Genomic DNA, 17,210 nt, shown 5'->3' on the forward strand with positions numbered 1-17,210 from the left:
CGGCACCCTTGGCAGCAGCGCAGCCTTCAGAGACGAGGAAGAAACCCGTGAGCGACGTCCGTAACGTGATCATCATTGGCTCCGGGCCAGCCGGTTACACGGCGGCGCTTTACACCGCGCGCGCTTCGCTGAAGCCGCTGGTGTTCGAAGGAGCCGTCACGGCAGGTGGCGCACTGATGAACACCACCGATGTGGAGAACTTCCCCGGCTTCCGTGACGGCATCATGGGCCCAGACTTGATGGACAACATGCGCGCTCAAGCAGAACGCTTTGGAGCCGAGCTCATTCCGGACGATGTTGTCTCCGTTGACCTCACGGGCGACATCAAGACCGTCACGGACACGGCGGGCACCGTTCATCAGGCCAAGGCAGTCATCGTCACCACCGGGTCGCAGCACCGCAAGCTAGGGCTGCCCAATGAAGACGCGCTCTCCGGCCGGGGTGTCTCCTGGTGTGCCACCTGCGATGGGTTCTTCTTCAAGGACCAGGACATCGCCGTGATCGGCGGCGGTGACACGGCAATGGAAGAAGCGACCTTCCTCTCCCGGTTCGCCAAGTCCGTCACGATCGTTCACCGCCGTGACACCCTGCGGGCCTCGAAGGCCATGCAGGACCGTGCCTTCGCCGACCCGAAGATCTCGTTCGCCTGGGACAGTGAGGTTGCCGAGATCCACGGCGACCAGAAGCTCTCCAAGCTGAGGTTGCGCAGCACCAAGACAGGTGAGACCTCGGCGCTGGCCGTTACCGGTCTGTTTATCGCCGTCGGCCATGACCCACGGACGGAGCTGTTCAAGGGCCAGCTCGACCTCGACGACGAGGGCTATCTCAAGGTCGCTGCCCCGTCGACCCGAACCAACCTCACCGGCGTCTTCGCCGCGGGCGATGTGGTCGACCACACCTACCGCCAGGCGATCACCGCCGCGGGTACCGGCTGCGCCGCAGCCCTGGACGCCGAGCGGTTCCTTGCGGCCCTCGCGGACAGCGAGAAGCTCGCGGAGCCCGAGAAGACCCCCGCGGTCTGATTACCCGCCCATCCCTTTCCCACAGAAGTTAAGGAGGCCGCCGTGGCCGGCGCGCTGAAGAACGTTACGGATGACACCTTCGAAGAGGTCGTCCTGAAGAGCGAAAAGCCTGTGCTGGTGGACTTCTGGGCCGAGTGGTGCGGCCCGTGCCGTCAGATCGCGCCGTCTCTGGAAGCCATCGCGGCCGAGTACGGCGACCAGATCGAGATCGTCAAGCTCAACATTGACCAGAACCCCACCATCACCACCAAGTACGGCGTGATGTCCATCCCCACGCTGAATGTGTACCAGAACGGCGAGGTGGCACAGACGATCGTCGGCGCCAAGCCCAAGGCTGCGATCCTGCGCGAGCTGGAGCCTTTCCTCGCGCACAAGTGACGCCCGGAAGCTGGTAGGTCGATGTTTCACGTGAAACATCGAAGGGGCTCATCCCGCAAGGGATGGGCCCCTTTCGCTGTGTTCATCAGACGCACCTCAGAGCGGTCTGAGGATCGGCTCCTTCTGAACCGCTCCCAGCAGACGGTCAAGCGCCAGCTCCACATCTTCCCTCCAGGAGAGCGCGGTTCGCAGCTCCAGCCTCAGCCTCGGATAGGAAGGATGCGGGCGCACCGTCTTGAAGCCCACCGCCAGCAGATGATCGGCCGGCAGCAGACAAGCAGGCTCAGTCCAGCGAGCGCTCCCAAAGGCCTCTATCGCTCGGGAGCCTCTTCGCAGAACGTCCTTCGCCACCGTCTGCACCATGACACGACCAAGACCCTGCCCTTGGTAGCCAGGGTCGATCCAGGCGGTCATCAGCTGGACGGCGTCTACTGAGACAGGACTCGTCGGAAAGGCCTGAGAACGTGGCACATATGCCGGCGGCGCATAGAGAACAAAGCCAGCAGGCACATCGTCCACATAGACCACCCTGCCGCAGGATCCCCAGTCCAACAGCACCGCGGAGATCCAGGACTCCTTCTCCAGTTCGGATCGTCCCGCCCTCATCGCGGTGTCTCCCCTGACTGGATCAAGCTCCCAGAAGATGCACGACCGACAACGCTGCGGAAGGTCCGAAAGGTTGTCCAACGTGAGGGGTACAAGCCGGCGCCCCATGAAGGCTGTTCCTCGCTTCCTGCGCTGAGCACACTTGGCTTGCTCCAGCGGCTCTGCCCCGCGAGCAAGCTACTGATCTGATCCGTCCGCGCCTGCCACCGCCGGTGGGCTGCAACTCACCGCTCAGAAAATCCCGCCCCTTACTGCTTCGCATTCAGGGTCGTTGTGCCCATGGGGTGCATGCTATCGACGGCTTCTTGGCCGGGGATAGCCAGAAAACAAGAGGGGCCGTGCTCGGGTCCTTCACCCGAGCACGGCCCGCCCAGCGGCACCAGCGGAACGCCTTAGCCTTCCCCGTGCGTGTCCTCGCCGTCGAGTCCCTTCTCCAGGACCCGCCCCTCGCCCGGAGCCAGAGTGCCGAGGATGCGCTCCAAATCCTCTATGGAGGCAAACTCAACGACGATCTTTCCCTTCTTCTGACCTAGATCGACCCTCACCCTAGTGTCAAAGCGGTCCGAGAGACGAGTGGCAAGATCTCCAAGCGCGGGCGCCAAGCGCGTACCAGCACGTGGACTCTTTGGCTTTGCCACGGCCTTCGAGCTCGAATTGAGCAGTGTCACAATCTCTTCGACTGCTCGGACCGAGAGACCCTCGGCGACGATTCGATGCGCCAGCCGATCCTGCTCACCGGAGTCCTCCACCGAGAGCAGCGCCCGTGCATGACCAGCCGAGAGAACACCCGCGGCCACCCTGCGCTGCACCGGCGCAGACAGCCTCAGCAACCGCAGAGTGTTGGAGACCTGTGGTCGAGAGCGCCCAATCCGGTCAGCCAACTGGTCGTGGGTGCAGTTGAAGTCCTTGAGCAACTGGTCATAGGCCGCGGCCTCTTCCAGCGGGTTCAGCTGGGCACGGTGCAGGTTCTCCAGCAGTGCATCCAGCAGAAGCTTCTCATCGTCCGTGTGCCGAACGATGGTGGGAATCCGCTCCAGACCCGCCTCACGGCAGGCCCTCCAGCGTCGCTCGCCCATGATCAGTTCATAGCGATCGGGACCCAACTGGCGTACGACGACCGGCTGAAGCAGCCCGACCTCCTTGATGGAGGTCACCAGCTCAGCAAGAGCATCCTCGTCAAAGACCTCACGCGGCTGCCGCGGGTTAGGAGTAATCGAGTCAATCGGTACTTCCGCGAAGTACGCGCCCGACGGTTCAACAGGCTGAGGTACCGGCTCCGCCGAGGGCGCGGGGACGGTAGCCCCAGACGTAACTGCTGCGGTGGGTAGCGCCGTCACCTTGGCAGCCGCCACACCGCGCTCTGTGGTCAGTACCGGTGTTACTCCCGGAGTGCCTGTGGCACCGCTGGGAGGCGCCTGCTTCTCCTGGGGAGCAGCAGGGATCAAGGCACCGAGCCCACGCCCCAACCCTCTACGTCGCTCGCTCACTGAATCCCCTCCGAGACGTTCTGCTGACTTTTCTGGCCGCCCACATGGGCATGCTGCGGGTCGTAGAACATTCCAACGCCCCGTAGCGCGATCTCACGAGCGGCCTCAAGGTAAGACAGAGATCCGCTGGAACCCGGATCGTAGGTCAATACCGTCTGCCCATAACTCGGAGCTTCTGAGATACGGACCGAACGCGGAATGCTCGTCCGCAACACCTCCTCACCAAAGTGAGTACGGACCTCCTCAGCAACCTGAGAGGCAAGCCGGGTCCGGCCGTCGTACATGGTGAGAAGAATCGTGGATACATGCAGGGTGGGGTTGAGATGGCCCCGCACCAGCTCTACATTCCTCAGCAGCTGTCCCAAGCCTTCCAGCGCGTAGTACTCGCATTGGATGGGGATCAGGACCTCTGCACCGGCCACCATCGCATTGACGGTCAGCAGACCGAGCGAGGGAGGACAGTCAATCAGGATGTAGTCCAATGGTTGCTCATACGCCTGAATCGCGCGCTGTAGCCGGCTCTCCCGCGCCACGAGCGATACCAACTCAATCTCCGCACCGGCGAGATCGATGGTGGCGGGGGCGCAGAAGAGACCTTCGACATCCGGAACTGGCTGGACCACCTCGGAGAGAGGTCTGCTGTCCACCAGGACGTCGTAGATCGAGGGAACTTCGGCGTGGTGATCGATACCCAACGCCGTGGAGGCATTGCCCTGTGGGTCCAAATCAACCACCAGGACACGCGCGCCGTGCAAGGCGAGCGAGGCGGCGAGATTGACTGTGGTGGTGGTTTTCCCTACGCCACCCTTCTGGTTGGCAACCACCATGACGCGGGTCTGCTCAGGTCGGGGCAGGCCCTCACCGGCACGCCCCAGCGCCTCCACGGCCAGCTGGGCAGCTCGACCAATGGGGGTGTCGTCCATCGGGGGCGGTGTTTCACGTGAAACATCCTCTCCCACCGACTCGGTACGGGGACCGGGGACCGGATCGGTCATCGGTCCCGCGATGTTGGCGTCGGACCGCAAAGATTCACTCTCCTCGACTTCAGGCTCGCGATGAACAGAGCCTGCCATGCTTTCGGGGTCATGAACCAGCGAGGCCCGTGCTTCTGTGGATGAATCCACCTCTGTGGACAACGCCCTAACCCCTGCGAGGGGTTTACGGCTACGCATCGGGGCGGCAGCCCGCCCGCGGCTGATGATTCCTTGCAGCAGTGAGCGACGTTTCACGTGAAACACGATGCACGGGGTGCTGGACAACGACAGCACGACACTCCGCAATGCGTACGTATGGCTGCTTGTATGGAGCATCACGCACCGGCTTCACCAAGAACACACCCCCATGGCACGACGTATCTCATGAGCGGGTAGCGGGAATCCCGCCGTTCCGTAGCCGGTCTGGCGTGTCACCCCGAGAGCTGCCCAGCAGGGGCTGACCCAGTACGGCCGAGCCGCCCAGCCCTGCCAGCCGCGAGGCGGTCCAGTGCAGCCCTGGCACAGGGCACAGAAGCGGGCCGACCGATGGAGAGAGGCCGCGATTGCTGGAAGCAGGCCATCTACCCAAACCGAGTCTGTTTGCCGCTCAGCGACGGCGGCGGGTACGACTGACCCGGGCAGCCTTGGCCCGCTTGGCCGCGAAGCGTACCCCGCCCGGACTCTCACCCACCTCGACCCGCACCACGGTGGCCAGCGGATCAACAAGCCCTTCACCGACATGCAGTACCGAGGTTTCCACCACTCCCAGCTTGCTCAGGGCAGCCCTGGCCCCCAGCAGCTCCTCCTCCGCCGTATCGCCCTTGAGGGCGAGCATCTCCCCATAGGGGCGAAGCAGCGGCACCCCCCAACCGGCCAGCCGGTCCAGCGGTGCCACAGCGCGCGCTGTCACCACATGTACGGGAGTGAGTGACCCCAGGACTTCCTCAGCGCGGCCACGAACCACGGTCACATGGTCCAGTCCGAGGAGCTCGACCACTTCCTGAAGAAAATTGGTACGCCGCAGAAGAGGCTCAAGGAGCGTGATCTTCAGATCGGGACGGACCAGGGCCAGCGGAATACCGGGAAGGCCGGCACCCGAACCCACATCGCAGACGGTGACGCTCTCAGGTACCACCTCGGAGAGCACCGCACAGTTCAAAAGATGGCGTTCCCAGAGCCTTGGCACCTCGCGAGGGCCAATCAGGCCGCGCTTGACTCCGGCATCAGCGAGCAGTTCCGCATACCGCACGGCTTCCGGAAAGAACTCTCCGAAAACCGTCCGGGCCTCATCGGGCGCCAGGGGAAGCTCTGCTGCCTCCGTCACGAGGACCGTCCTTCCGTACCGCAGGGTCGCAATATGGACCGTGGTGGGTGACTATCAGGCTGACAAAGATCGGCCCCGTCTGCGAAACAGACGGGGCCGACGGAACGATGGGGGTCAGGCAGGGAGCACGACGACGAAGCGCTGGGGCTCCTCGCCCTCGGACTCACTACGCAGACCCGCGGCGGCGACCGCGTCGTGAACGACCTTGCGCTCAAAGGGTGTCATCGGCTTCAGCTTCACCGGCTGACCGGTGCCCTTCACTTCAGCCGCGGCCTTGGCACCCAGTTCGGCGAGTTCCGTACGCTTCTTGGCCCGGAACCCCGCAATGTCCAACATCAGCCGGCTACGGTCACCGGTTTCCCGGTGCACGGCCAGGCGGGTCAGTTCCTGAAGGGCTTCCAGAACCTCTCCGTCCCGGCCGACCAGCTTCTGAAGATCCCGACTGCCCGCTTCACTGATGATCGAGACCGCAGCCCGGTCGGCCTCGACGTCCATGTCGATATCGCCGTCAAGATCGGCGATGTCGAGCAGACCCTCGAGGTAGTCGGCGGCGATCTCCCCTTCCTGCTCCAGGCGGGTCAGGGTGTCGACTTCCTCGGTGGCGGCGGTGATGGTGCCTTCCGTCACGGATGGACTCCTTCTACTTCTTGGACGACGGGTGCTTGGGCCGCTGCTGGCCCTTGCGCTGTCCCGCCTTGGGCTGCTGGCGTGCGGCAGGCTTGCCGGCCGTCTTCGGCTTCGCATCCTGCGGCGCTTCCTTCCGGAGCGAGATCGCCTCGGAATCGGTGTCGCCGCTGGTCTTGGCGCCACTCTGGGCACCTGCGGTGTGACGCTTGGCCTTGGTCTGCCGCTTGGGCTGCTGGCGCTTGTGGGCGGCACTGCCCTCGACGTCGGCGACCGCTGTATCGCTCTTGGCCACATTGCCGTCGGCCTGAGCCGCAAAGCCCGCCTTGGCCAGACCAGAGATAAAACGGCGCTCGTTGTCATTGCGGTCCGGGCCCTTGGCGACGATGGCCGAGACGACATTGCGCTTACGCCGGGACCGCACCTCGCCGCGGGCGGTCGCGCCCTTCAGCAGCCGGTGCAGATACTGGTCCTGGGCCTTGCTGCCGGGGGTGGGGTTCTGGTTGATCACATACATCTGCTGGCCCATGGTCCACACATTGGTGGTCAGCCAGTAGACGAGAACACCCACGGGGAAGTTGATGCCCATCACGGCGAAGATGACCGGGAAGATGTACATCAGCATCTTCTGCTGCTGCATGTAAGGCGTCTTGACCGTCAGGTCGACGTTCTTGGCCATCAGCTGGCGCTGGGTGTAGAACTGCGACGCCGACATCATGATGATCATGATCGCGGTGACCACACGGACATCGGTCAGCGAGGCCTGGAGGGCCTCCACCTTGCCGGGGCTGTCCGTGAACTTGGACGCCAGCGGGGCGCCGAAGATATGTGCCTGACGGGCGCTGTCGAGCAGCGACTCATTGATGACACCAACGGTCTTGCCCGATGCGATGTTGGAGAGCACGTAGTACAGGGCGAAGAAGAACGGCGACTGCGCGAGGATCGGAAGGCACGAGGAGAGCGGATTGGTGCCCGTCTCCTTGTACAGCTTCATCATCTCTTCGGACTGACGCTGCTTGTCGCTCTTGTAGCGCTCCTGGATCGCCTTCATCTTCGGCTGGAGCGCCTGCATGTTCCGCATCGACTTGATCTGCTTCACGAAGAGCGGGATCAGACAGATGCGGATCAGGACCACCAGCGACACGATGGACAGTCCCCAGGCCCAGCCCGTATCGGCGCCGAAGACCGCCCCGTAGAGCTTGTGGAACTGGACGATGATCCACGAAACAGGTGTGGTGATAAAACTGAAGAGACTGGCAATCGTGTCCACTAATCAGGCTCCTTGAGCTTTGGGCGAGGTCTCTGCTGCCGGTTCCAGGGGTTGAGGGGTCGGCCCCTGGGAAGGCACATCGGCGGCGGAGTGCCCGCCCTTGTTGCCACGTACGGCATCGCGCAGCATTTCGTGCCACCGCGGACGTTTACGGGGCGGCACATGGTCCACACCGCCGGGCGACCACGGGTTGCACCGCAGAATCCGCCAGGCGGTAAGGGCCGTGCCTTTCACCGCACCGTGTCGGTCGATGGCCGTGTATCCGTAGTGGGAACACGACGGGTAATACCGGCAGACAGGCCCCAGCAAGGGACTGATCGTCCACTGGTACAGCTTGATCAGAGCCAGCAGCGGGTACTTCATCGCGCGCCCCCTCCCAGCAGCCGCTGGAGGGCGGCATCCAGGTCTTGGGCCAGCTGTTCATAAGCGGCGTCGCCCGCACCGGGCAGCGCCCGTACGACCACCAGGCTACCGGGGGGCAGCGTGGCAAGCCGTTCGCGTATGAGATGCCGCAGCCGGCGCTTGACCTGGTTGCGTACGACCGCTCCGCCCACTGCCTTGCTCACGACGAAACCCGCACACGTCGGGGGAGCGCTCTCCCCAGGCGCGTGCGGGTCCGGTGAACCGCTGCGTAGATGGACAACGAGGAGTGGGCGTCCTGCCCGGCGTCCCCGTCGTACCGCGGTCGCGAAGTCCTCGCGCCGCCTCAGCCGATTCTCGGTAGGCAGCACGTCATGACCTGTATGCGATTAGGCGGACAGGCTGGCGCGACCCTTGCCACGGCGAGACGCGAGAATCGCGCGGCCGGCACGGGTACGCATGCGAAGACGGAAACCGTGGGTCTTCGCACGACGACGGTTGTTCGGCTGGAAGGTGCGCTTGCTCACTCGGGGGCTCCAGAAATGATTCGTAGATGGCGGGACATCGCCTGGCTGTCACCGTGCGCCCACGAGTAGCTCGCGTTTCGCCCGAGTGCACCGCTTCCCATCACGGAACGTGAGGTTTGCCCATCGGAGGCAGGCGGCAGCAGCCATCGACAACTCGACCTGTTTACGGTACGCGCGGCTACGCCATCCGGTCAAACCAGGGTTGCATCGACGGCCACTATGCACAGGCTGTGGACAACAACTTGAACCGCGCGGGTCGCCGTGACTACCTTGGCTGAACTCCGAACCCTTTCCTTTCTGTCCTTGCCTGTCCTTCCCATCCCCGTCCCAAGAACCACACCTTCGTGGGACCTGTGAGAGAGCGTGCCCTGTGGCTGATGTACCTGCCGATCTTGCCGCAGTGTGGCCACGCGTGCTGGAACAACTCCTCGCGGATGGCCAGGCGGGCATCGAGCCCAAGGACCGGCAGTGGGTCGAACGCTGCCAGCCGCTGGCGCTGGTCTCCGACACCGCTCTCCTCGCCGCGCCCAATGAGTGGAGCAAGCGCGTCCTGGAGGGCCGGCTTGCTTCGTTGATCAGCGAAACCCTGAGCCGGGAGTGCGGACGCCCGATCCGTATCGCGATCACCGTCGATGACTCAGTGGGCGAGCAGCCGGCTCCCCGGCCACCCGGTCCGCAGTCCCAGGGACCCCGCTATCAGGGCCCTCAGCGGGATGACTACCAGGGTTCGCAGCGCGATGAGTACCAGGGCTCCCAGCGCGATGAAGCCCCGGACGACCGCTATCAGCAGAGCGATCGCTACGGCGGATACACCCGGCGCCCGGTCGAGGACGGGCTGCCGGAGATCCGCCCCGCCTACCCGGAGTACCAACAGCAGCGGCCCGAACCCGGGGCCTGGCCCCAGTCCCAGGCCGACCTGTCGTGGCAGCAGCCGCGGCTCGGTGGCTTCCAGGACCGTGATCCGTACGCCTCGACCCGCCCGCCCCAGCACGACTACCGCTCCCCCCAGCCGTCCGATCGCCAGTCATACGACAACGGTCGGTCGGAGCGCCATGACAGGTCGGAGGGTCCCTCCCCCCGCCGTGGCGTCCCCTCGGGCGCGCCCGGACCGCTGGGCGCGCAGCCGTCTCCGGCGCCTGGGCCGGGTGAGCCACATGCCCGCCTGAATCCCAAGTACCTCTTCGACACCTTCGTCATCGGCGCGTCCAACCGGTTTGCGCACGCCGCCGCCGTCGCCGTCGCGGAGGCTCCGGCCAAGGCGTACAACCCGCTCTTCATCTACGGGGAGTCGGGACTCGGCAAGACGCACCTACTCCATGCGATCGGGCACTACGCGCGGAGCCTGTACCCGGGTACGCGGGTGCGTTACGTCAGCTCGGAGGAGTTCACCAACGAGTTCATCAACTCGATCCGGGACGGCAAGGGCGACACCTTCCGCAAGCGCTACCGGGATGTCGACATCCTCTTGGTCGACGACATCCAGTTCCTGGCGAGCAAGGAGTCGACTCAGGAGGAGTTCTTCCACACCTTCAATACGCTCCACAACGCCAACAAACAGATCGTGCTGTCCTCTGACCGGCCGCCCAAGCAGCTGATCACCCTGGAGGACCGGCTGCGCAACCGCTTCGAGTGGGGTCTGACCACCGATGTGCAGCCTCCCGAGCTGGAGACCCGGATCGCCATCCTGCGCAAGAAGGCGGTCCAGGAGCAGCTGAACGCTCCGCCGGAGGTGCTTGAGTTCATCGCCTCGCGGATCTCGCGCAACATCCGCGAGTTGGAGGGGGCGTTGATCCGGGTGACGGCGTTCGCCTCGCTCAATCGGCAGCCGGTCGACCTCGGGCTCACCGAGATCGTGTTGAAGGACCTGATCCCCGGGGGAGAGGACTCCGCACCCGAGATCACCGCGGGGGCGATCATGGCGGCCACCGCCGACTACTTCGGACTGACGGTGGAGGACCTCTGCGGGTCCTCCAGGAGCCGGGTGCTGGTCACGGCCCGGCAGATCGCCATGTATCTCTGCCGTGAGCTGACCGATCTCTCCCTACCCAAGATCGGCGCGCAGTTCGGCGGGCGCGACCATACGACGGTGATGCACGCGGACCGGAAGATCCGCGCGCTGATGGCGGAGCGCCGGTCGATCTACAACCAGGTCACCGAGCTGACCAACCGCATCAAGAACGGCTAGCCGACCGTCGGAGGACGGCCGGGCGACGTCGTACGGCTCGGTGGCACATGACCGGCCCGAGTCGACCTCCTGGGCCGTCCAGCGACTACCGCGGCCGTCCGGTGGGCCCGTTCGCAGCAAGGCGAAAGCGCCTCGGAGGCTGGCACTCCGGGGCGCTTTCCCGTCTTCTGAGTCGCCCTCCACCACGCGGAAAGTCGCTCTCCACCACGCGGAAACCTGGCCCTGCGGCGTTCTCCCACGCGGCCGATCGCGGCCCTGAGGGCTCTTTGCGACGGTCTTGGACCCCTGCTTGGGCTCTTCTCGGCGTGATGCGGGCGGGTCATCGAGCTCCGGAGTGTTCGAATACGGGCTCTCAACCCGGAGTTCTCCACAGATCGGGGGAGAATTCTCCGTCCACAGCCTGGGGACTACCAAGTTGTCCAGATCTCATCCACAGGCTGGACCCCCGGTAGATGATCATCCCAGGTCAACACCCTGTGGAATTGTGGCAAACAGTTTTCCACAGCCTGTGGACAGACTTTTCATCCACAGGCCCCGCTCGGGCTTGTCCACCGGCACCCCACAGGCAACGCCGGGTTGCCCACAGCTTCTCCACACCGCTGTCCACTGTTCGGCAACAAAAAGCCCGCTCTCACCGTGTCGAGTGAAAGCGGTCACACCAAGGAGGCGGATTGGCCTGTGGGGAACCTGGGTAAAGCTGGGGACGACCCTGGGGAGAAGTGACCCCAACCTGTGCATCGAATGTGCAGAACTTTTCTGTGTCCACAGAAGCACGGGGTTGTCCACCGGTTGTACCCACAGGCCCGGTGGACAAAAAACAGGTGCTGACCTGGGAAAACGACGTTATCCACCGTTTCCACAGGCCCTACTACTACTGCCACAGATAGTTAGCGGGGAATTGGTTTCGAAGTGGGGACTGTGGACAACTCGCCCCGGAAGCCGACGACACCTCTGGTCACGACTTGACCCCGAGCAGCGCCGACTGTCGGCGGCGTACGTCAGACTGGTCCCCGGCAACACAGCCGACGACAGAGGCCAGCAACGGCGAGCCAGCAACAAGCAGGAGGCGGTTCCGGTGAAGATCCGGGTTGAGCGCGATGTACTGGCGGAGGCGGTGGCCTGGGTGGCCCGGAGCCTCCCGGCCCGTCCGCCGGCGCCCGTACTCGCTGGCCTTCTGCTGAAGGCCGAGAACGGAGCGCTCAGCTTTTCCAGCTTCGACTACGAGGTCTCCGCGAAGGTCTCGGTGGAAGCCGAGGTCGAGGAAGACGGCACGGTGCTCGTCTCCGGTCGGCTGCTCGCCGACATCTGCCGTGCCCTGCCCAACCGCCCGGTGGAGATTTCCACAGACGGTGTACGAGCGACCGTGGTCTGCGGCTCCTCCCGCTTCACCCTCCACACCCTGCCCGTGGAGGAGTACCCGGCACTGCCGCAGATGCCCACCGCGACCGGCACGGTCCCCGGAGAGGTCTTCGCCTCCGCCGCCGCCCAGGTCGCCATCGCGGCCGGCCGCGACGACACCCTCCCCGTCCTCACCGGCGTACGGATCGAGATCGAGGGCGACACGGTCACCCTCGCCTCCACCGACCGCTACCGCTTCGCCGTCCGAGAGTTCCTCTGGAAGCCCGAGAACCCGGACACCTCTGCGGTCGCACTGGTCCCCGCAAAGACCCTGCTCGACACCGCCAAGGCTCTGACCAGCGGTGACACCGTCACCCTCGCACTCGCCGGCTCAGGTAAGGGCGAAGGGCTGATCGGTTTCGAAGGTGCTGGCCGACTGACCACGACACGGCTGCTCGAAGGCGACCTGCCCAAGTACCGGACGCTCTTCCCCACCGAGTTCAACTCGGTCGCGGTGATCGAGACCGCCCCCTTCGTCGAGGCCGTGAAGCGTGTTGCCCTGGTGGCCGAGCGGAACACTCCCGTCCGCCTCAGCTTCGAGCAGGGTGTGCTGATCCTGGAAGCCGGTTCCAGCGACGACGCACAGGCTGTGGAGCGCGTCGACGCCCAGCTGGAAGGCGATGACATCTCGATCGCCTTCAACCCGAACTTCCTGCTCGACGGTCTGAGCGCGATCGATTCGCCGGTCGCCCAGCTGTCGTTCACCACCTCGACCAAGCCCGCGCTGCTCAGTGGCAAGCCCGCTGTGGATGCCGAGGCGGACGAGGCGTACAAGTACCTGATCATGCCCGTGCGGCTCTCCGGCTGAGTTTCGGGTCGCCCTCGCCGGCAGCCTCCAGCGCACTCCTCGCGGGCCTGCTCACACCCCGAGCAGGCCCGTCGGGCTGCCTACGCCAGTCCGGCGTAGGCTCGGGACCGGTTACGCATCGGCATTCGACGCTTAAGGACAGTCAAGATGGAGCTCGGGCTCATCGGCCTCGGCAAAATGGGCGGCAACATGCGCGAGCGCATCCGCCGTGCAGGCCACACCGTCATCGGCTACGACCGCAACCCTGACCTCGCCGATGTCCACAGCCTCCAGGAACTTGTGGACAAGCTGAAGGGCCCCCGAGTGGTGTGGGTGATGGTCCCGGCCGGGGCCGCGACCCAGTCGACCGTCGATGAGCTGGCTGAGCTGCTCTCCCCCGGTGACATCGTCGTGGACGGTGGAAACTCCCGCTGGACCGACGATGAGAAGCACGCCGTCGAACTGGGCATCAAGGGCATCGGCTTTGTCGACTGCGGAGTCTCCGGCGGTGTCTGGGGCCTGGAGAACGGCTACGCGCTGATGTACGGCGGGGACACCGAGCACGTGGCCCGGGTGCAGCCGGTCTTCGACGCGCTCAAGCCCGAGGGCGAGTTCGGTTCGGTCCACGCGGGCAAGGTCGGTGCCGGCCACTTCGCCAAGATGGTCCACAACGGCATTGAGTACGCCATGATGCAGGCCTACGCCGAGGGCTGGGAGCTCTTGGAGAAGGTCGACTCGGTCACCGATGTGCGCGAGGTCTTCCGCTCCTGGCAGGAAGGCACGGTCATCCGTTCCTGGCTGCTCGATCTCGCGGTCAACGCCCTGGACGAGGACGAGCACCTCGACAAGCTGCGAGGCTTCGCACAGGACAGCGGCGAGGGCCGCTGGACCGTGGAGGCCGCCATCGACAACGCCGTGCCGCTGCCCGCGATCACCGCATCGCTGTTCGCGCGGTTCGCTTCGCGGCAGGACGATTCCCCGCAGATGAAGATGATCGCCGCGCTGCGCAACCAGTTCGGTGGCCATGCGGTGGAGAACAAGAAGTAAGAGCCCTGAGCCGGGGGAGGTCGGCCTACATCCATGCACGTAACGCATCTGTCACTGGCCGACTTCCGCTCGTACGCCCGGGTCGAGGTCCCACTCGACCCGGGCGTCAGCGCGTTCGTGGGGGCGAACGGGCAGGGGAAGACCAATCTCGTCGAGGCCATCGGATATCTGGCCACCCTGTCCAGCCACCGGGTCTCCTCGGACGCCCCGCTGGTGCGCGCGGGTGCCGAGCGGGCCGTGATCCGCGCGGCGATCACCCAGGGTGATCGCTCTCAGCTGGTCGAGCTCGAACTGAACCCTGGCCGGGCCAACCGAGCGCGTATCAATAGATCGTCGCAGGTCAGACCGCGTGACGTGGTGGGGATCGTGCGCACGGTCCTCTTTGCGCCGGAGGATTTGGCACTGGTGAAGGGCGACCCGGGCGATCGCCGTCGATTCCTCGATGAGCTGGTCACCACGCGCTCGCCGCGGATGGCCGGGGTGCGCTCTGACTATGAGCGGGTACTCAGGCAGCGCAACTCCCTCCTGAAGTCCGCGGCCATGGCACGGCGCCATGGAGTGACCAAGTCGACCCGGGGGGCGGGCCGCGGTTCGGCGGATGCCTCAGGCACCCCGGAGTCCACGGGTTCGTCAGGCGGCTCCGGAGCGGACCTTTCGACGCTGGATGTGTGGGACCAGCATCTGGCCCATACGGGAGCCGAGCTCTTGGCGCAGCGGATCGAGCTGATCAGGGTGCTCCAGCCGCTGACCGAGAAGTCATATGAGTCGCTTGCTCCCGGTGGTGGCCCCATTGCCCTGGAGTACCGTTCCTCCGCCGGTTTGATCATCGAGCAGGGCGACAAGCCCCCCAGCCGGCAAGAGTTGTACGACCAGCTGATCGTTGCGCTGGGCGAGGCCCGCAAACAAGAGATCGAGCGGGGAGTGACCCTGGTCGGGCCGCACCGGGACGAGTTGGTGCTCGGCCTGGGCCAGCTGCCCGCGAAGGGGTACGCCAGCCACGGCGAGTGTTGGTCCTTCGCCCTGGCGCTACGGCTGGCCTCGTACGACCTACTGCGTTCCGAGGGCAATGAGCCGGTGCTCGTTCTGGACGATGTCTTTGCCGAGCTTGATGCCCGACGGCGGGAGCGGCTGGCGGAACTCGTGGCTCCTGGAGAGCAGGTGCTGGTGACCGCAGCGGTCGATGACGATGTGCCGAAGGTGCTCTCCGGCGCGCGGTACGCCGTCGCCGACGGAGAGGTGGGGCGGCTATGAACGGCGAGTCTCCGCTGCCCGATGTTTCCGGTCGGATCCAGCTTCCCCAGCCGGCCGAGGCCTCCGGTGTGGATCTGGCCCGAGTCGCCCTGCGCGCCGCCAAGGAGCAGGCCCGGGCGCGCGGCGCGGCAGCGCAGGAGAAGAAGCAGGCCCGACGGGGTGGAGGACTGCGCTCCGGGGCACGGGCGGATGGCCGTGATCCGCTGCCGCTGGGGGCTGCGATCAATCGGCTGATCACGGAACGGGGTTGGGAGACCCCGGCCGCGGTCGGTGGAGTGATGGGACGGTGGCCGCAGATCGTGGGCGAGCACCTGGCCAACCACTGTGTGCCGCTCCGTTACGACGAGGACCCCGATGCCCGGGTGCTGACGGTCCAGTGCGACTCCACCGCCTGGGCGACCCAGCTGCGGCTACTCGCACCGCGACTGGTGGCCCGGCTCAATGAGGACCTGGGGCAGGGCACGGTCAGATTGATCAAGGTGCTGGGTCCGACCGGTCCGCGGAAGGGATACGGACCGCTGCGGGCACCGGGGAGCAAGGGGCCGGGGGACACCTACGGGTGACCGCGTGGGGCGATCGCCTGCGTTCGCTCGCCAGAGTGGGCGATGGAGCGGCCGGTTCTCCACAGCCCCTGTGAGTTCTTCGTATGAACCCGACGGCGTCCTCTCCCATGAGCACGGCGTCCTCTCCCATGGATACGGCGGGTTCCACCGCTCTCCGGATCACTCGGCCCGCCGGGACCTCGCGCCCCGCCCGGCCGTCGGCCGCAGGACCGGCCCTGCCGGCTCGCGCTCGGTGGGAGGCCGGGTCCGGGCCGGCTGTGACACGCAGGACAAGCAGTGGCAGGGGCGTCGTGAACTGCCTGAGCGGGCGCGGGCGGTGCGGGTGCGGCCTTCTGGCGGGTCGCGATGGGGCTGGTGCCTGCCGGGGCGCTCCGGGAGGCGCGCCCGAGGTGGCCGCACCTTTCCACGTATCCCTCGCGGCCACTTCCCGCCTTCTTCCGGGCCCTTTCCTGCCCCATGCCGTCCACTTTTCGACACCCTTCGGGAGTCGGCTCCAGCCCTCCATGAGGCCTCTGGTGTGATCCGTCCCTCACCGTAGCCGTCCGTTGACAGTCCAAAGCGCTCAATGCCCGTGTGTGGCTCCTGAAGCCCCTTCCCGTATATGGGGAGTCGGACCGTGAGTGTTCAGGGCGGCACATGCGGACTCAAGCACCGGCAAACCCCCATGAGTGTCGGCGGTACCGGTAGACTGATGGACAATCCCGCCACCTTGCGGAACAAGTCGAACGACGCAGCCGTCCCCGCCTGTCCGGAGAACGGCTTGTGCTGTGCCAGAAAGGGCGCTTCGTGGCCGATTCCGGCAACCCCAACGAGAACAACCCGTCCACCCCCGTCGGCAGCGGCGAGGTCACCGCCTCGTACGACGCCAGTGCGATCACCGTCCTGGAAGGGCTGGACGCGGTTCGCAAGCGCCCCGGCATGTACATCGGCTCGACCGGTGAGCGTGGGCTTCATCACTTGGTTTACGAGGTCGTCGACAACTCGGTCGACGAGGCCCTGGCCGGGCACGCGGACACGATCGACGTCACGATCCTCGCCGACGGTGGCGTTCGTGTGATCGACAACGGTCGAGGCATCCCGGTGGACATCGTGCCGTCCGAGGGCAAGCCGGCCCTGGAGGTCGTCCTCACCGTCCTGCACGCGGGCGGCAAGTTCGGCGGTGGCGGCTATGCCGTCTCCGGTGGTCTGCACGGCGTCGGTGTCTCCGTCGTCAACGCGCTCTCCTCCAAGGTCGCCGTCGAGGTCAGGCGGGACGGACACCGCTGGACACAGGACTACAAGCTCGGCGTACCGACCGCTCCGCTGGCCAAGAACGAGCCCACGGACGAGAGCGGCACCACGGTGACGTTCTGGGCTGACAGTGACATCTTCGAGACCACCGAGTACTCCTTTGAGACGCTCTCGCGT

The 17,210-nt window shown here is 65.5% G+C and carries 17 protein-coding genes; 8 read left to right on the top strand and 9 right to left on the bottom strand.

The window, feature by feature from the left end; translation table 11 throughout:
* Positions 1-47 precede the first annotated feature (47 nt).
* Both trxB and trxA read left to right on the top strand, forming a co-directional pair.
* Positions 48-1,022, top strand: coding sequence for a thioredoxin-disulfide reductase (gene trxB / locus NBG84_RS24900; protein WP_250921813.1), 975 nt, complete (start codon positions 48-50; stop codon positions 1,020-1,022).
* Between the two features lie 42 nt (positions 1,023-1,064).
* A complete protein-coding gene (gene trxA / locus NBG84_RS24905) occupies positions 1,065-1,400 on the top strand; it encodes a thioredoxin (protein ID WP_250921814.1) in 336 nt (111 codons plus the stop codon).
* Positions 1,401-1,496: 96 nt separating this feature from the next.
* On the opposite strand, the gene NBG84_RS24910 is transcribed toward trxA, so the two are convergent.
* The 9 genes from NBG84_RS24910 to rpmH all read right to left on the bottom strand — a co-directional run bounded on the left by NBG84_RS24910 (position 1,497) and on the right by rpmH (position 8,572).
* Positions 1,497-2,114, bottom strand: a complete 618-nt coding sequence (locus NBG84_RS24910; RefSeq protein ID WP_250921815.1) for a GNAT family N-acetyltransferase — start codon at positions 2,112-2,114, stop codon at positions 1,497-1,499.
* A gap of 284 nt (positions 2,115-2,398) precedes the next feature.
* Positions 2,399-3,493, bottom strand: coding sequence for a ParB/RepB/Spo0J family partition protein (locus NBG84_RS24915; protein ID WP_250921816.1), 1,095 nt, complete (start codon positions 3,491-3,493; stop codon positions 2,399-2,401).
* Positions 3,490-4,566 (bottom strand): AAA family ATPase, encoded by a 1,077-nt coding sequence (locus NBG84_RS24920; RefSeq protein WP_250921835.1) that lies wholly within the window; start codon positions 4,564-4,566, stop codon positions 3,490-3,492. The genes NBG84_RS24915 and NBG84_RS24920 overlap by 4 nt, the downstream gene beginning before the upstream one ends.
* Positions 4,567-5,074: 508 nt before the next feature.
* Entirely contained in the window at positions 5,075-5,791 is a 717-nt protein-coding gene (gene rsmG / locus NBG84_RS24925; protein WP_250921817.1) for a 16S rRNA (guanine(527)-N(7))-methyltransferase RsmG, read from the bottom strand.
* 114 nt (positions 5,792-5,905) lie between these two features.
* Positions 5,906-6,418, bottom strand: coding sequence for a Jag family protein (locus NBG84_RS24930; RefSeq protein ID WP_250921818.1), 513 nt, complete (start codon positions 6,416-6,418; stop codon positions 5,906-5,908).
* Positions 6,419-6,431: 13 nt separating this feature from the next.
* Complete coding sequence (yidC, locus tag NBG84_RS24935) at positions 6,432-7,685, bottom strand: membrane protein insertase YidC (protein ID WP_250921819.1); 1,254 nt, start codon at positions 7,683-7,685, stop codon at positions 6,432-6,434.
* Positions 7,686-7,688: 3 nt separating this feature from the next.
* Positions 7,689-8,048, bottom strand: a complete 360-nt coding sequence (gene yidD / locus NBG84_RS24940; RefSeq protein WP_250921820.1) for a membrane protein insertion efficiency factor YidD — start codon at positions 8,046-8,048, stop codon at positions 7,689-7,691.
* Positions 8,045-8,416 (bottom strand): ribonuclease P protein component, encoded by a 372-nt coding sequence (gene rnpA / locus NBG84_RS24945; RefSeq protein ID WP_250921821.1) that lies wholly within the window; start codon positions 8,414-8,416, stop codon positions 8,045-8,047. Before rnpA ends, yidD begins: the two co-directional genes overlap by 4 nt.
* Positions 8,417-8,434: 18 nt before the next feature.
* Complete coding sequence (rpmH, locus tag NBG84_RS24950) at positions 8,435-8,572, bottom strand: 50S ribosomal protein L34 (protein ID WP_010985740.1); 138 nt, start codon at positions 8,570-8,572, stop codon at positions 8,435-8,437.
* 370 nt (positions 8,573-8,942) lie between these two features.
* On the opposite strand from rpmH, the gene dnaA reads away from it, so the two are divergent.
* The 6 genes from dnaA to NBG84_RS24980 all read left to right on the top strand — a co-directional run.
* The gene (gene dnaA, locus NBG84_RS24955) at positions 8,943-10,757 is read left to right on the top strand and encodes a chromosomal replication initiator protein DnaA (protein ID WP_308312109.1); all 1,815 of its coding nucleotides are present in this window, start codon (positions 8,943-8,945) and stop codon (positions 10,755-10,757) included.
* Between the two features lie 1,075 nt (positions 10,758-11,832).
* Complete coding sequence (dnaN, locus tag NBG84_RS24960) at positions 11,833-12,963, top strand: DNA polymerase III subunit beta (RefSeq protein WP_250921822.1); 1,131 nt, start codon at positions 11,833-11,835, stop codon at positions 12,961-12,963.
* 147 nt (positions 12,964-13,110) lie between these two features.
* Positions 13,111-13,989 carry a phosphogluconate dehydrogenase (NAD(+)-dependent, decarboxylating) gene (gene gnd / locus NBG84_RS24965; RefSeq protein ID WP_250921823.1) on the top strand — a complete coding sequence of 293 codons (879 nt, stop codon included), beginning with the start codon at positions 13,111-13,113 and terminating at the stop codon, positions 13,987-13,989.
* A gap of 33 nt (positions 13,990-14,022) precedes the next feature.
* On the top strand, positions 14,023-15,240 hold the full coding sequence (locus tag NBG84_RS24970) for a DNA replication/repair protein RecF (protein ID WP_250921824.1): 1,218 nt from the start codon (positions 14,023-14,025) through the stop codon (positions 15,238-15,240).
* Positions 15,237-15,803 carry a DciA family protein gene (locus tag NBG84_RS24975; protein ID WP_250921825.1) on the top strand — a complete coding sequence of 189 codons (567 nt, stop codon included), beginning with the start codon at positions 15,237-15,239 and terminating at the stop codon, positions 15,801-15,803. Before NBG84_RS24970 ends, NBG84_RS24975 begins: the two co-directional genes overlap by 4 nt.
* 762 nt (positions 15,804-16,565) lie before the next feature.
* The coding region (locus tag NBG84_RS24980; RefSeq protein ID WP_308312110.1) for an ATP-binding protein at positions 16,566-17,210 on the top strand (645 nt) is incomplete at its 3' end.

This window comes from Streptomyces albipurpureus (assembly GCF_023701525.1).
Taxonomy (GTDB): domain Bacteria; phylum Actinomycetota; class Actinomycetes; order Streptomycetales; family Streptomycetaceae; genus Streptomyces; species Streptomyces albipurpureus.

Excerpts from the sequence above, each read along its gene's own strand:
- NBG84_RS24975 (WP_250921825.1), top strand. The coding sequence starts at position 15,237 with ATGAACGGCGAGTCTCCGCTGCCCGATGTTTCCGGTCGGATCCAGCTT.
- NBG84_RS24910 (WP_250921815.1), bottom strand. The coding sequence starts at position 2,114 with ATGGGGCGCCGGCTTGTACCCCTCACGTTGGACAACCTTTCGGACCTT.
- gnd (WP_250921823.1), top strand. The coding sequence starts at position 13,111 with ATGGAGCTCGGGCTCATCGGCCTCGGCAAAATGGGCGGCAACATGCGC.
- yidD (WP_250921820.1), bottom strand. The coding sequence starts at position 8,048 with ATGAAGTACCCGCTGCTGGCTCTGATCAAGCTGTACCAGTGGACGATC.
- NBG84_RS24920 (WP_250921835.1), bottom strand. The coding sequence starts at position 4,566 with ATGGCAGGCTCTGTTCATCGCGAGCCTGAAGTCGAGGAGAGTGAATCT.
- NBG84_RS24970 (WP_250921824.1), top strand. The coding sequence starts at position 14,023 with ATGCACGTAACGCATCTGTCACTGGCCGACTTCCGCTCGTACGCCCGG.